Raw genomic sequence first — 15,687 nt, 5'->3', positions numbered from 1 at the left:
TTAGAGTCGTTCCATTTTCGGTAGCCAGACCCGGATCAAGGAAAACAGCCGGTCCAGGTCAATCGGTTTGGCCAGGTAATCATTCGAGCCCGCTTGCAGGCAGCGTTCCTGATCGTCCTTCATCGCCTTGGCCGTGACCGCAATGATCGGCAGCTTGCGCCAGCGTGGATTCTTGCGAATTTCAACGGTGGCTTCGTAGCCGTCCATCTCCGGCATCATTACGTCCATCAACACCAGGTCGATGTCTTCAATTTCGTTCAAGCGCTCGATGGCTTCGCGGCCATTGCGGCCAATGACCACAATGGCGCCTTTTTGCTCCAGCGCACTGGTCAGGGCAAAGATATTTCGTACATCGTCATCCACCAGCAAAATCTTGCGCCCCTCAAAGACCTTGTCGCGGCTGCGAGCGGTCTTGAGCATCGTTTGCCGCTCATGGGACAACTGAGATTCAACTTTGTGCAGAAATAATGTCACTTCATCCAGCAAGCGCTCCGGCGAGCGGGCACCCTTGATGATGATGGAGCGCGAATACTTGCGCAGCTCGGCCTCTTCATCGCGGGTCAGGTTGCGCCCGGTGTACACGATCACCGGCGGAAACGAGCAGATATCCTCGGTCGACATGCGCTTGAGCAAATCGTTGCCCAGCATGTCCGGCAACTTGAGGTCGATAATCATGCAGTCGTAAATATTGCTGCGCAGCAGGTCGAGTGCCTCTTGGGCGAAGCCAACTGCGGTGATTTGAATATCATCGTCGCCGATCAGGCGGGCAATACTATCGCGCTGCAGGTCATCGTCTTCAACCAGCAACACGCGTTTGACCTTCTGCGTGAGCTTGGCCTCCAGACGGGCGAATACATTTTTCAGTTCCTCGCGACTGGTGGGTTTAACCGCATAGCCCACTGCGCCCATGTGCATCGCCGCCTCGACTCGATCTTCGACTGAAATCACGTGAACCGGGATGTGCCGGGTAGGTGCCAGCGCCTTAAGGCGCTGCAACACAGTCAGCCCGGAGTGATCCGGCAGGCGCATATCGAGCAGGATTGCATCAGGAATAAACTCTGCGGCCAGGCTGAAGCCTTCGTCCGCGCCATGGGCAACCAGGCAGCGATAGCCCAGCTCATGCGCAAGATCGAAGAGGATGTGCGCAAAATTAGGCTCGTCTTCGATCACCAAAATACAGCGCGTGGAAAACGGAGCCTGTTCCCGGTCATCCATAAAACGTGGGATGTCGAGCGGTGCAACCACCGCTGGCAGCGGTTGAGGCTTGGCGGCCACCAGCGCAACCCGTGGCGCGGCGGCAATCGGCAGTTGGGCAGGTTCTTGCCCGTGCTCTACATACTGTTCAGGCAGGATCAGGGTAAAGATGCTGCCCTGCCCCGGTTTACTGCTGACATTGATCGAGCCACCGAGCAGGGTCGCCAGATCCCTGGAGATCGACAAGCCCAGTCCAGTGCCCCCATAACGGCGGTTGGTGGTGCCATCGGCCTGACGGAAGGCTTCGAAGATGCTGTCCTGTTGCTCCGGGGCAATACCGATCCCGGAATCACTGACCGCAAACGCAATGCCAACACCCGGCTGACGCGATACGGCCAGGCTGACCCGACCTTTTTCAGTGAACTTGATCGCATTGGACAGCAGGTTTTTAAGAATCTGCTCCAGGCGCTGGCTGTCGGTGTAGATCATCGACGGAGTGCCAGACTGCAACTGGACTTCAAAGGCCAGCGACTTTTCACCCGCCAGTGGCTGGAACATGCCGCGCAAACCTTCGACCACTCGCGCCACGCTGGTGTTCTCGGGGCGTACTTCGAGCTTGCCGGCTTCGACCTTGGAGATATCCAGAATGTCGTTGATCAGGTTAAGCAGGTCATTGCCCGCCGAATAGATCGACTCGGCAAACTTGACCTGCTCTGCGCTGAGGTTCTGTTGCGGGTTTTCCGACAGCAGTTTGGCCAAAATCAGTGAGCTGTTCAGCGGCGTACGCAACTCGTGGGACATATTGGCCAGGAATTCGGACTTGTACTTGCTGGAGCGCTGCAACTCTTCGGCGCGCTCTTCAAGCTGTACTTGCACCTGATTAAGCTGACTGTTCTTGCGGTCCATCGCGTCGCGCTGGCCTGCCAGTTCTTCGTTGGTCTGCTCAAGCTCGGCCTGCTGGGTTTCGAGGCTGGTTTGCGACTCTTTAAGTATGCGCGACTGCTCTTCGAGCTCTTCGTTAGCGGTTTTGAGTTCTTCCTGCTGCACTTGCAGTTGCTCATTGAGCTGCTGAGTCTCGGCCAGCACCTCTTGCAGACGCTGACGATAGCGCGCGGCCTCAATCGACATGCCAATGTTGTCGGCAATCAGTTCGAACAGCTCGATATCCCGATCGGTCAGAGGCCTGAGAAAGCCCAGTTCGATGACGCCATTGACCCGATCATCATCGCTGGTGGGTACTACCAGCACGCTGCGCGGACTGCCTTCGCCCAACCCTGAGCTGACTTTTAAGCAGTAGTCGACGGGCACGTCGTCCAGGCGAATCAGCTGATCCTGCTGTGCGGCCTGCCCAACAATGCCTTCGTCATTGTGGATCAGTTGATCCTGCGCTTCTTGCTCGCGAGAAAAACCATAACTGGCCACACGCTTGAGGCCACCGTGATCTTCACGTACATACACCGCAGCGACCACTGACCCCAGGTACTGGGCGCAGAACTGCAGAATATTACGGCCCAGCATATTGAGGGTCAGACGGCCCAGCACCTGCTCGGCCAGTTCAGTTTGCCCGTTGCGCAGCCATGCTTGCTGCTCCAGACGCTGCGCAGTCTTGATTTGTGACTCGAAGGCATTGTTGTAACTACTTGAAAGTTCTATTAAATCACGGCGCCCGATATAGGCCAGAAACCCGCTCAAACCCAATACAAAAAACAGATAAAGGCCAACACTGATGATTGTCGTGCGACTGACATCTTCACTGCGGGTGACCCGCAGTTGCTGCTCCATTTGGATGAAGTCGTCGTATTCCTTGCGAATGACATCGCTCAGGCGCTTACCTCGACCGGCCTGTACCGCCGAGCGGTAGTCACCGTCCTGACGGCGCATATCGACCATCGATTGCGCATAGGTATTCCACTCCTCTTGCAGCGCTTCCAGGCGCTTGAGGCGGTCGACCTGTTGCGGGTTATCGCTGACCAATTCCTGCAAACTCTTCAATTGCACATTGATCTGCGGTTTGGCCACGGCATAGGGGTCGAGAAAATGTTCATCGCCGGTGATCAGAAAGCCGCGCATGCCGGTCTCCAAATCGACCGTCAGGCGCACGGCTTCGTTGGCATTACTGATAACCCGGTCACTGTGTTCAACCCACCTGATCACTGACAACAAATAGCTGACCATAACCACAAACAGTGCGGCACTAAGCACACCGACGGCTAAGGGCAAGCCAACGTTGCGACTCAAGAGCTTACGAAAGCTGCGCTCATCAATTGATGCGGGTGAGTTCATTCTTCAGGCCCGTGTACTGTCATAAAAAACTGGAGTTTGCCGGATTACCGAGCAATAGTTCTATTTTCTTACCTCTAAGAGCACTTTTACGCACAAACAAACACACTCAAATGCGGGTGAAGGCTATTCTTGCTGCCTGTGAGACCCGCGCTTAAATTTTTATCGAGATCATGATTATGTCCGCTACACCCTCCACCATCCTTGTGGTCGAAGACGACGCCATTGTTAGGATGCTCATCGTAGACGTGCTGCAAGAACTGGAGTTCAGTGTGCTTGAAGCCGATGGCAGCGAGCGCGCCATGGAACTGCTGGCAGACCAGGCCCAGCACATCGACTTGCTGATGACCGATGTCGGATTGCCGGGCATGGACGGCCGGGCGCTGGCAGACAAGGCCCGCGAACTGCGCCAACGGCTGCCCATCCTGTTTGCCAGCGGCTACGCCGAAACCCTTGAGATTGCAGAAGGCATGGCGGTGATTGGCAAGCCCTTCTCGATTGATCAATTGCGCGACAAGGTCAAAAGCATGCTGGCAACTGCATGAATTCATAACTGTGGGAGCGAGCCTGCTCGCGAAGCGCTTGAGGCCTTCGCGAGCAGGCTCGCTCCCACAGGACTTGTGCATACCCACATCCCTGTGGTTTCCTACACATCTTGTATCAGGTGCCCTTCACAGGGTGAAACGGGAAACCGGTGCGTCAGGCGTTTTGCTCTGACAAGTCCGGCGCTGCCCCCGCAACGGTAAGCGAGAGAAACATCAGATCCACTGTGCTCGATGCATGGGAAGGAGATGTTTGCAGGCTCAACAGTTGAGCCCCTCGCAAGCCCGGAGACCGGCCTGGTTAATATGAATAACAAACCCGCGGTGGGCGGGCGCTGTTAAACCCTGCGAGCTTCGTTCGCGGGGTTTTCTTGCGCTTTGCTGCCCGTCGTCCGACCAGAGGCAAGCGCCATGTCTATCAGCACCAGCCGTACCCATTCCGCCGCTACTACCGCTACCCAAAGCCAACGCATTGTGGCCGCTGTCGGCGCTGCCGTGCTGGGCGCTTTTCTCGTGTACTTTGCCGGGTTCTCGCATATCGATGCGGTCCACAACGCGGCCCATGACACCCGTCACAGCTCCGCCTTCCCGTGCCATTGAGAGTGCCTGCCATGATTAAGCGTATCGCTCAAACCGCAGGCTTCACCGGTCTGCTGGCCGCTCTACTGCTGACTTTGCTGCAAAGTTTTTGGGTCGCCCCGTTGATTCTGCAAGCGGAAACCTACGAGAAACCGGCCGCCACCGAAGCACACGAGCATGCAGATATGGCCATGCCTGCCCACGAACATGATGCCGAGGCCTGGGAGCCGGAGGACGGCTGGCAGCGCGTGCTGTCCACCACTGGCGGCAATCTGGTAGTTGCTGTTGGTTTCGCCCTGATGCTGGCGGGCCTGTACACCTTGCGCGCGCCAACTCGCACATCCCAGGGTTTGCTCTGGGGCCTTGCCGGTTATGCGGTGTTCTGTCTGGCGCCAACCTTGGGCTTGCCGCCCGAGTTGCCGGGCACCGCCGCGGCTGATCTGCTGCAAAGGCAAATCTGGTGGGTCAGCACTGCAGCCTCAACCGCCGTCGCAATCGCACTGCTGGTATTCGGTAAGCACTGGGCACTGAAAGTGCTGGGCGTAGCCATTCTGGTGGTTCCCCATCTCTTTGGCGCACCGCAGCCACTGGTGCACTCCAGCCTGGCGCCCGCAGAGCTGGAGTCGCAGTTCAAAATTGCCTCGCAACTGACCAACTTTGCCTTTTGGCTGGCTCTGGGTGTAATCAGCGCCTGGCTGTTCCGCCGCAAGTCTGCTGGTCAGTACTCGGCGTGACAGTACACAGCACCGCGCCAATCCTGGTGATTGGCCTGGGCTGTCGTCAGGGTTGCAGTACACAAGAACTGTTGACGCTGATCGAACAATCACTGGGCCGGGCCGGGATCGCACTGAGCGCAGTCAGCGCCTTGGCCAGTATCGATCGCAAACGCCTGGAACCTGGTTTGCTGCAACTGGCCGCGCAACTCAACCTCGGTTTCGAGGTGTTCAGCGCGCAACAACTTGCACCGTACACGCCAGAACTGAGCCATCGCTCGTCCCTTGCGTTCGAACAAACCGGATGTTTCGGCATTGCCGAAAGTGCCGCACTGGCCTTGGCCGAACAACTCGGCGGTGCAGCGGCAAGCCTTGTGATAACACGACAAAAATCGCCTGGGGCGACCTTTGCGTTGGCCTCTATCGAGCAAAACCCGCGATAATCCCCCGCCTCACTATGAGCGTTGTTCAAGAACAGCTCTATCACGACCCTTTCAAGAGACTGCCATGACTGTTTATTTCATCGGCGCCGGACCCGGCGATCCAGAGCTGATTACCGTCAAAGGCCAGCGCCTGATTCGCAGCTGCCCGGTGATCATTTACGCAGGCTCACTGGTCCCCGAAGCGGTGCTGCAAGGCCATCAGGCCGAGCAGGTGATCAACAGCGCCGAGCTGCACCTTGAGCAAATCATCACGCTGATCAAGGCGGCCGACGCCAAAGGCCAGGATGTGGCCCGCGTCCACTCCGGCGATCCGAGCCTGTACGGGGCGATTGGCGAACAGATCCGCTGCTTGCGCGAGCTCAATATCGCCTTTGAAATCATTCCTGGGGTGACGGCCACTGCGGCTTGCGCAGCCATTTTGGGTGCAGAATTGACCCTGCCCGATATTTCACAAACCGTGATTCTGACCCGTTATGCGGAAAAAACCGTGATGCCTGCGGGCGAAGAACTGGCCAGCCTGGCGCAGCACAAAGCGACCATGGCCATTCACCTGGGGGTCAAGAACCTTGAAAATATTGTGGCCGAGCTGACACCGCATTACGGCAGTGATTGTCCGATTGCGGTGATCCACCGTGCTAGCTGGCCGGATCAGGACTGGGTGCAAGGCACGCTTGCGGACATTACAGCCAAGGTCCAGGCCAAGGGTTTTCGGCGCACGGCGCTGATTCTGGTGGGCCGGGTACTGGCCAATGACAGCTTTGCAGACTCGTCGCTGTACCGGGCCGGGCATGCGCATTTGTATCGCCCCCAAACCGGTGAATACCCGTAGCAGCTGACGAGCTCCGCGAGGCTGCGTTCGGCTGCGCAGCAGTCGTAAAACCTGAGAAATTGACTGTTCAGATACACCGCGATTATTGGGTTTGCGAAGGCTACGTCCTCGAACGCAGCCTCGCGGAGCTCGTCAGCTGCTACGGGTTTCGCCGGCAGCAACACACAAAATACAGGCATAAAAAAACGGTGCTCACGGGGCACCGTTTTTTCTTCAGCTTCGCAGCGAACGCCCTGTTAGTAGTAGGCGTTTTCTTTCTGCGAGTGGTCGGTCACGTCACGTACGCCCTTGAGTTCCGGCACACGCTCAAGCAGGGTGCGCTCGATGCCTTCACGCAAGGTCACGTCTGCCTGGCCGCAGCCCTGGCAACCGCCACCAAACTTGAGCACCGCAATACCGTCTTCTACCACTTCAATCAGGCTGACCTGACCACCGTGGCTGGCCAAACCGGGATTGATCTCGGTTTGCAGGTAGTAGTTGATGCGCTCGTTGATCGGGCTATCGGCGTTAACCATCGGCACTTTGGCGTTTGGCGCCTTGATGGTCAGTTGGCCACCCATGCGATCGGTGGCGTAGTCCACCACGGCATCGTCCAGGAACGGTTCGCTGAACGAATCGATCCAGGCCGTGAAGCTTTTCAGGCCGATGGCGGTATCTTCAGATTTAACTTCAGCCGGCTTGCAGTAAGCAATGCAGGTTTCGGCGTACTGGGTACCAGGTTGGGTGATAAAGACGCGGATGCCGATGCCCGGGGTGTTCTGCTTGGACAGCAGATCAGCCAGGTAATCGTGGGCAGCGTCGGTAATCGTTATGGCGCTCATGGAATCTCCTCGCAGACATGGGACAGAGTTTACGCCAATCGGCGCCCCTGACAAAGTCCTAGTGTTTTTGTCAGGAAAGCTACGCCCCATTCGTTCGAATACAACCGGACCTTTACAGGTTTTCGTAGCGGTTCATGTCCAGCACGCCCGCTTCGACCGGATCGGTTTCATTGATGTACTGACCAATATCGTGGAAGTACTGCCAAAATTGCGGATGGCTGCGCCGAATCCCCCAGCGCTCGACGATGGTGTCGAAAGTCTCCTGGTCCTTGCATTGTTCCATAGCCTCAACAAAGGCCTCGACCTGACCCGGCGGAATATTGAACATAAAGTTCGGGTAACTGCTGAGCACGCCAGGGTAAATGGTCAGGGTGTCCAGCCCCGGCACCAGGCGGTATTCCTCGCCCATCATAAAGGCAACGTTGGTATGCGCGCGATTGCGCAGCATGCTGTACATCTCGCGTTTGCCGTCGGCACCTTCGATGCGCAGCATGGTGGCTTCCGGCAATTGATTGATGACTGCCAGCCCGGCCGCGGGGCGCGAGGTCAAGCGGCTAAGGGATTGCTCAGCGTATTTGAACTCTTGCGGGATATCGGGCCGCGAACAGTACGCTCCAGTACAGCGATTGATCGGATCTGGCCGCGCATTCAGGGTTCCAGTACGCTCAATCAACTTGAGCGCGAAGTCACGCTTGGGGTCCGCCGGTTCGAGCTGCATGCCGGTCGGGGTGGAAGTATCGATTTTTTGATAGTCCATCCACATTTTCAGCTTGCCGCTGTTCTGATACCAGTCGCTCAGGATGGTAGAGCGTGAATAGGCTGGCATCAGGCGCAGGAAGTTGACCTCGGCACCGTTGCGGATCAAGTCGAAGTACAAGCGCGTCTGCGCCTGATGCGAGACGTTGCCGAACACATCGAAGTTGACCGCCAATTGGTAATAGGTGCGTTCCAGCAACGGGTAGTCAAACAGCCACATGGTTTGCGGGATCTCGCCGATCAGCCCCTTGCTGACACTGGCGCTGTCGAAGTGACGGAATACCGTCAGCAAGGCGTTGTCGTTGCCTGCCCACAGGGTCGACCAACTTGGCGGCGGCATGTCGGCATAGGCCTCCTGGCGCAGCTTTTCATAGTCGTTGCGCTTGTCGCGGTAGTTATGCCACAGCGAAATGACGCTACCAACGTCGTCGATCTGGCCGGGCATTGCCAGCAACGGCGTGGCTTCGCCACGATAGGCAGCGTCGGTCACGTAGCGGTCATGGGCCGGCTCCTGGAACACAGTCCAGAAATTGTCGCGAATGACATCGGTCGCAATTTGCCCACGGCATACCGGACCACGGATAAAGGTACGCACGAAATACTCGGCGTTATCGAGCATAAACTGATATCGCGCAACCGCCGGAATCGCTTCAAAGGTTTCAAACGGATTGGCTCGCCCGCGCGGCCCGTAGCCTGGCAGGCTGGTGGCATGCCAGTCGCCGCTGTAGAACAGCTGTTTGACCCGAGCCAACTTGCTGGCCCCCATCGGGTAGGTGATGTGGGTTTTATGCACGATCACGCCCTGCACCGGCATCAGCCGGTAGTAAAAAGCCGTGCCAGGGTCGTCGTTCGGACGGCGGGTCGCGATCAGATCAATGGGCTGCCCGCTTGGTGTGCGCGAGCGCACCCACTGGAAGAAATGCCCCGGCACACCGTTGTCGAAATAGGCATGGGCCAGGAACAGATGCTCGTACAACCATCGCCCGACAAGGGCTTCGGTCGAACCCGAGCGATTGAGCAGCTCTTCCCACTCGCTAATCTGTACCGACTCAGCGGCAGTGGGTTGGATCGCGTGCTGATCAACTTTGGCACCCTGGGCCAGCCAGGTTTGCACCGTGGTGTATTGCTTGTCTGTCAGCCCGGTTACGGCCAGTGGCATGCCCTCTTTGGGATGGTTTTGAGCGTAAGCGTTGAACTCACCCGGTGCCGGGCAGACATTCTCGCGATTGAGGCCAAGGACGATTTCTGCAGGCAATTTGGCATTGGGGGTCAGTGGCGTACGGTGGCCCAACTCAAGCATGCGAGCCATCAAGGCAGCTTGGGCGCCCTGAGCATCAAGCACCGAGTAAAAGCCTTTGTTACGCCACTCACTTGGGCCGCTGGCATCATAAAAAATCCGCGTCGGCGCCACGGCATCAACACGATCCCCTTTGTACACCGGCACCTTGCTGGCCCCCCGGGTCGCGCCCTCCGCGCTCCCCAGGTTCAATTGACAGGCTGCGTCGTTACAGGCGTGGCAGGCAACGCATTTTTCAGTGAGGATCGGCTGTATATCCCTGGTGTAGGAAATAGCCGGGCTTACCAACGGGGCCTGTGCCATCGCTGTACTGCACACCACCAGCGTCACGGCGCTGGTGAGTAGGCGAAAAAACATGTGCCATTGTCCTGATATCAAAAATATGTCGCGATTCTACCCGTCGAGCACCTGCAGCAACATGAATGAAATTCATGTTAATTCCAGAGCACTCAAATCCCACGCAGGTTTGTTATGATTTCGCATCTTTTGCATGGCTCTAACAGGTAGTCCTATGTCTGACCGCAGCGCTCGTCTCCAAGCACTTCAGCAAGCCCTCAAAGAGCGCATTCTGATTCTCGATGGCGGCATGGGTACTATGATCCAAAGCTACCGCCTAGAGGAACACGACTATCGTGGCACACGCTTCGCCGACTGGCCGAGCGACGTCAAAGGCAACAATGACCTTTTGATCCTCAGCCGTCCCGATGTGATCGGGGCCATTGAGAAGGCGTATCTGGATGCCGGTGCCGATATTCTCGAAACCAACACCTTCAACGCCACCCAGGTTTCACAGGCCGACTACGGCATGCAGGCGCTGGCCTACGAGTTAAACGTAGAAGGCGCACGCCTTGCCCGCAAGGTTGCCGACGCCAAGACTCTCGAAACCCCGAACAAACCACGTTTTGTCGCGGGCGTGCTCGGCCCTACCAGCCGTACCTGTTCCCTGTCGCCGGACGTAAACAACCCCGGCTACCGCAACGTCACCTTCGATGAGTTGGTAGAAAACTACACCGAGGCCACCAAAGGCCTGATCGAAGGCGGTTCCGATCTGATCCTGATCGAGACCATTTTCGACACCCTCAACGCCAAGGCCGCGATCTTTGCCGTCCAAGGGGTGTTTGAAGAGCTGGGCATCGAGTTGCCGATCATGATTTCCGGCACCATCACCGATGCCTCCGGCCGTACCCTGTCAGGCCAGACCACCGAAGCGTTCTGGAACTCGGTGAGCCACGCCAAGCCTATTTCGGTGGGCTTGAACTGCGCCCTGGGCGCCAGCGAGTTGCGCCCCTACCTCGAAGAGTTGTCGAACAAGGCCAGCACCTACATCTCGGCTCACCCCAACGCCGGTCTGCCCAACGAATTCGGCGAGTACGATGAGCTGCCGTCCGAAACCGCCAAGGTTATTGAAGAATTCGCCCAAAGCGGCTTCCTGAATATTGTCGGTGGCTGCTGCGGCACCACGCCGGGGCATATCCAGGCCATCGCCAACGCCGTGGCCGGTTACGCGCCGCGTCAGATCCCGGATATCCCAAAGGCCTGCCGCCTCTCGGGCCTTGAGCCGTTCACCATCGATCGCAGCTCGTTGTTCGTCAACGTCGGCGAACGTACCAACATCACAGGTTCTGCCCGCTTCGCCCGCCTGATCCGGGAAGACAACTACACCGAAGCCCTGGAAGTCGCGCTGCAACAGGTTGAGGCCGGTGCGCAGATCATCGACATCAACATGGACGAGGGCATGCTGGACTCGAAGAAGGCGATGGTCACCTTCCTCAATCTGATCGCTGGCGAGCCGGATATCTCCCGCGTACCGATCATGATCGACTCCTCCAAGTGGGAAGTGATTGAAGCGGGCCTCAAGTGCATCCAGGGCAAGGGCATAGTTAACTCGATCAGCATGAAAGAAGGCGTCGAGCAGTTCATCCATCACGCCAAACTGTGCAAGCGCTATGGCGCCGCCGTGGTGGTAATGGCCTTCGACGAAGCCGGCCAGGCCGACACCGAAGCGCGCAAGAAGGAAATCTGCAAGCGCTCCTACGACATTCTGGTCAATGATGTGGGCTTCCCGCCGGAAGACATCATCTTCGACCCGAACATCTTTGCCGTGGCCACCGGTATTGAAGAGCACAACAACTATGCTGTGGACTTCATCAACGCCTGCGCCTATATCCGCGACGAGCTGCCATATGCACTGACCTCGGGCGGCGTGTCCAACGTGTCGTTCTCGTTCCGCGGCAACAACCCGGTGCGTGAAGCGATCCACTCAGTGTTTTTGCTGTATGCAATCCGCAACGGCCTGACCATGGGTATCGTCAACGCAGGCCAGTTGGAAATCTACGACCAGATCCCCGCCGAGCTGCGCGATGCCGTGGAAGACGTGGTGCTCAACCGCACCCCGGACGGCACCGACAACTTGCTGGCGATAGCAGACAAGTACAAGGGCGACGGCAGCGTCAAGGAAGCAGAAACCGAAGAGTGGCGCGGCTGGGACGTCAACAAGCGTCTGGAGCACGCACTGGTCAAGGGCATCACCACCCATATCGTCGAAGACACCGAAGAGTCGCGCCAATCCTTCAAGCGCCCCATCGAAGTGATCGAAGGCCCGCTGATGTCGGGCATGAACATCGTCGGCGACCTGTTTGGCGCGGGCAAAATGTTCCTGCCGCAAGTGGTGAAATCCGCCCGAGTGATGAAACAGGCCGTGGCTCACCTGATCCCGTTTATCGAGCTGGAAAAAGGCGATAAACCCGAGGCCAAGGGCAAGATCCTGATGGCCACGGTAAAAGGCGATGTCCACGATATCGGCAAGAACATCGTCGGCGTGGTGCTGGGCTGTAACGGCTACGACATCGTGGACCTGGGGGTGATGGTGCCTGCGGAGAAAATCCTGCAGGTGGCCAAGGAGCAGAAGTGCGACATCATCGGCCTTTCGGGGCTGATCACACCGTCACTGGATGAAATGGTCCACGTCGCCCGCGAGATGCAGCGCCAGAACTTCCATCTGCCGCTGATGATCGGCGGCGCGACCACTTCCAAGGCGCACACCGCGGTCAAGATCGAACCCAAGTATCAAAACGATGCAGTGATCTACGTGACTGACGCCTCACGCGCCGTGGGCGTGGCCACGCAGTTGCTGTCCAAGGAACTGAAACCAGCTTTCGTCGAAAAAACCCGTCTCGAATACATCGAAGTCCGCGAGCGCACCGCCAACCGCAGCGCGCGCACCGAACGCCTGAGCTACGCGGCCTCCATCGCCAAGAAGCCGCAGTTCGACTGGGCTAACTATCAGCCGGTCAAACCAACCTTTACCGGCGCCAAGGTGCTGGACAATATCGATCTCAAGGTACTGGCCGAATATATCGACTGGACGCCGTTCTTTATTTCCTGGGACCTGGCGGGCAAATTCCCGCGCATCTTGACTGACGAAGTGGTCGGCGAAGCGGCGACTGCACTGTATGCCGATGCCCAGGAAATGCTGAATAAACTGATCGACGAAAAGCTGATCAGCGCCCGTGCCGTGTTCGGCTTCTGGCCGGCCAATCAGGTCAACGACGATGATCTGGAACTGTACGGTGATGATGGCCAGCCTTTGGCCAAACTGCATCACTTGCGCCAGCAAATCATCAAGACCGACGGCAAGCCGAACTTCTCGCTGGCCGACTTTGTCGCGCCAAAAGACAGCGGCGTAACCGACTACGTAGGTGGTTTTATCACCACCGCCGGGATCGGCGCTGAAGAAGTGGCCAAGGCCTACCAGGACGCAGGCGATGATTACAACTCGATCATGGTCAAGGCCCTGGCCGACCGCCTGGCCGAAGCCTGTGCCGAATGGCTGCACCAGCAAGTGCGAACTAACTACTGGGGCTACGCCAAGGACGAACAGTTGGCCAATGAGGATCTGATCAAGGAGCAATACAGCGGCATCCGCCCTGCTCCCGGCTACCCGGCCTGCCCGGATCACACCGAAAAAGGCACCTTGTTCGCCTTGCTGGACCCAGAAGCCGAAGAAATGCGCGCAGGCAAAAGCGGCGTGTTCCTTACCGAACACTACGCCATGTTCCCTGCGGCAGCGGTCAGCGGCTGGTACTTCGCCCACCCGCAAGCGCAATACTTTGCCGTGGGCAAGGTCGACAAGGATCAGATCGACAGTTACACCGCGCGCAAAGGCCAGGACTTGGCCGTAACCGAGCGCTGGCTGGCGCCAAACCTTGGGTATGACAACTAAGGGCTGATGCACCTGCAGGAGCCATCACGGCTCCTGCAGGCTTTTGTCAGATGTGCTCTATCTCTGTTCGCTCACGCTGTGTCAGGCGCAAGAGTAGCTCCCGCTCTTCGCTGCTGTTCTTTTTACCCAGCGCTTCGACCTCAACACTGTAAGCCGTACCAAAATCCGGATGACGATCTTCCAGCGCTTCAGCCTGCTCCTGGCGAAGCTGCTCAAGTTCCGTGAACTCTTGCGGGTATTTGCGCTTCAGGTAATCCACCCAATATTCCCGCGCCAGCAGTTGCTCCATAAATGCGGGGGTGTTTTCGGCAGCCAACACGTCGACGTATGCCGCCTCAAGCTCCTGGCTACTGACTTTGGCTGCGTTTCTGTAGAGCATGTCCTTCGGCTGCCTGGGAAGCTCAAGGCGCTTGGCCAGATCGACGCGATAAGCCATACGAATTTCCGCAGGGTCGATTTTCGGCCGCTGGTTAATCGCCGCCTGGGCGATTTCTTCCACTTGCCCCAGACGGAACAGCCCTCTGGACAGTTTGAGCAGAGCGGCCCCCTCCTCACCCGCAACCACTGATTTGAGCACAGTGAACTCATACACTTTCACTTCGATATTACTGAACAACAGGATTCTGCCGTCGCCGCAGGTGTACTGGGAGCGTGCGCGGGCAAATACATCTCTGCATAACTCTGGATCCGAGTCTATAGCCCGCAGAACGTCCCACACCCGTTTTGTCAGATCGGTCTTGTCCTGAATAAAGTCGCGGGAGTTCTTCAGTTCACTGAGCAGATGGAAAAGCGCTTCGCTGTCTTCCTGAGCCTGCAGGCCAGCCCAGATCCCGTGCTTGGGTGAGTCTTGGGCAACACCTTCAAACCATCGGGCCTTTTGCTGCGCCACGGGCTCCGAGACCAAGTGGTCGTAATCCTCATCGGAATCACTGATGGTGCTGTCTGATTCGTCGCTTTCCTGCAGCGCACTGTCAACTTCCTCTCGGGTAAAGCCAAGGTTATTACCCGAAAAGTCCATATAGTCGCGCAGTGTTCTGTACCCCGAGTACGACAGCAGGTTATCGGACAGATCGGTGCCTGCCATCAGCGTATCGTTGTTGCCTGCAAACAGCTGCGTGGGAATGTCTTCGATTTGATTGTTGCTCAGGTTCAGGGTTCTGAGGTTGGGCGTGTCGAGTACTCGGGTGGGCCATCGCGCCAGATTGTTACCGCTCAGATCGAGGGTTTGCAGCTGTGCCAGCCCGCTCAAGTCAAAACTCTCAAGGCGGTTATGGCTCAGGTCGAGCCACTCCAGATGCGCCAGCGACTGCAATTGACGATGCAACTGTTCGCTGTCTTCCAGGCTGTTAAATCCGGCCTCAAGCCGTGTGAGGTTGCCCAGTGAACCGACAGCCTCGGGCAGACTGGTCAGCGCATTGTTATTGAGTCGCAAGGTTTGCAACTCCGGAAAATCGGCGATGAAGACATCCGAACCTTGAGCTGTAAGCCTGACACCACTTAAATTCAGCGTCATTACATGTTCCAGCTGGACAGGTAGCTGCGGCATATCCCCCAGGCACAGATCCGAAAAATCCAGCGTCTGGCTGCTCTGTGCATGCCGGGTGCCCAGCGTTTGACCCCAGGCCTGCATGATCCGGTCAGCCGCACGTCTGCGATCGAGGGCACTGACCCACCGCCCGCCTTCTCTGTAGCCAGGCGTGTCAATCCAGCCATTGAGTTTCTGGACCAGAGCGCCATGTTGTTGGCCCCACTCGGCAAGCTGGAGTTCAATCTCGCTCAACCCCATGCCAGTGGCCTGCAGATCATCGATACAGGCAATCGCATCTCTTAGCGTCAGCTCAGGGTTCAACCTCTGGAGTATGGCCGCCGGGGTCAATTGCGACGCACCTTGCGCAAGTTCCGGCAGGTAGGCCAGCAACAGTTCCGGGATATCAGATACCGACCGGGGGAAATACTCGGGCGTGCCTCCGGTTTTGCCTTGCTCCAGCAAGTGCACGCCGATCCCTCCCGC

The 15,687-nt window shown here is 57.6% G+C and carries 10 protein-coding genes and 1 riboswitch; of the genes, 6 read left to right on the top strand and 4 right to left on the bottom strand.

The features are described from left to right. A complete protein-coding gene (locus V6L79_RS14520; RefSeq protein WP_338579039.1) occupies positions 1 to 3,477 on the bottom strand; it encodes a response regulator in 3,477 nt (1,158 codons plus the stop codon). A gap of 176 nt (positions 3,478 to 3,653) precedes the next feature. Between V6L79_RS14520 and V6L79_RS14515 the strand changes: the two genes are divergently transcribed. The 5 genes from V6L79_RS14515 to cobM all read left to right on the top strand — a co-directional run bounded on the left by V6L79_RS14515 (position 3,654) and on the right by cobM (position 6,580). Further along, complete coding sequence (locus tag V6L79_RS14515) at positions 3,654 to 4,019, top strand: response regulator (RefSeq protein ID WP_261742180.1); 366 nt, start codon at positions 3,654 to 3,656, stop codon at positions 4,017 to 4,019. Positions 4,020 to 4,119: 100 nt separating this feature from the next. Continuing rightward, a riboswitch (cobalamin riboswitch) is annotated at positions 4,120 to 4,332 on the top strand. Between the two features lie 95 nt (positions 4,333 to 4,427). Further along, positions 4,428 to 4,616: a CbtB-domain containing protein gene (locus tag V6L79_RS14510; protein WP_019827274.1), complete on the top strand. Its 189-nt coding sequence runs from the start codon at positions 4,428 to 4,430 to the stop codon at positions 4,614 to 4,616. Between the two features lie 11 nt (positions 4,617 to 4,627). Then, complete coding sequence (locus V6L79_RS14505; protein WP_321837138.1) at positions 4,628 to 5,329, top strand: CbtA family protein; 702 nt, start codon at positions 4,628 to 4,630, stop codon at positions 5,327 to 5,329. Continuing rightward, positions 5,326 to 5,751, top strand: coding sequence for a cobalamin biosynthesis protein (locus tag V6L79_RS14500; RefSeq protein WP_338579038.1), 426 nt, complete (start codon positions 5,326 to 5,328; stop codon positions 5,749 to 5,751). The genes V6L79_RS14505 and V6L79_RS14500 overlap by 4 nt, the downstream gene beginning before the upstream one ends. A gap of 64 nt (positions 5,752 to 5,815) precedes the next feature. After that, positions 5,816 to 6,580, top strand: a complete 765-nt coding sequence (gene cobM / locus V6L79_RS14495) for a precorrin-4 C(11)-methyltransferase (RefSeq protein WP_338579037.1) — start codon at positions 5,816 to 5,818, stop codon at positions 6,578 to 6,580. Between the two features lie 236 nt (positions 6,581 to 6,816). On the opposite strand, the gene nfuA is transcribed toward cobM, so the two are convergent. Both nfuA and V6L79_RS14485 read right to left on the bottom strand, forming a co-directional pair. Next, on the bottom strand, positions 6,817 to 7,401 hold the full coding sequence (gene nfuA / locus V6L79_RS14490) for a Fe-S biogenesis protein NfuA (protein WP_019827280.1): 585 nt from the start codon (positions 7,399 to 7,401) through the stop codon (positions 6,817 to 6,819). 112 nt (positions 7,402 to 7,513) lie between these two features. Next, positions 7,514 to 9,811 carry a fatty acid cis/trans isomerase gene (locus V6L79_RS14485; protein ID WP_261742176.1) on the bottom strand — a complete coding sequence of 766 codons (2,298 nt, stop codon included), beginning with the start codon at positions 9,809 to 9,811 and terminating at the stop codon, positions 7,514 to 7,516. A 154-nt stretch (positions 9,812 to 9,965) separates the two neighbouring features. On the opposite strand from V6L79_RS14485, the gene metH reads away from it, so the two are divergent. Beyond that, positions 9,966 to 13,676 (top strand): methionine synthase, encoded by a 3,711-nt coding sequence (gene metH / locus V6L79_RS14480; RefSeq protein ID WP_261742175.1) that lies wholly within the window; start codon positions 9,966 to 9,968, stop codon positions 13,674 to 13,676. Between the two features lie 46 nt (positions 13,677 to 13,722). Here the strand turns inward: metH and V6L79_RS14475 are convergent, their stop codons facing one another. Further along, entirely contained in the window at positions 13,723 to 15,672 is a 1,950-nt protein-coding gene (locus tag V6L79_RS14475) for an NEL-type E3 ubiquitin ligase domain-containing protein (protein WP_338579036.1), read from the bottom strand. Positions 15,673 to 15,687: the final 15 nt, after the last annotated feature.

The organism is Pseudomonas sp. ML2-2023-6 (genome assembly GCF_037055265.1).
Taxonomy (GTDB): domain Bacteria; phylum Pseudomonadota; class Gammaproteobacteria; order Pseudomonadales; family Pseudomonadaceae; genus Aquipseudomonas; species Aquipseudomonas kulmbachensis.
Note: the sequence above shows the minus strand (reverse complement) of the source record. Positions and strands in the feature narration are given on the sequence as shown.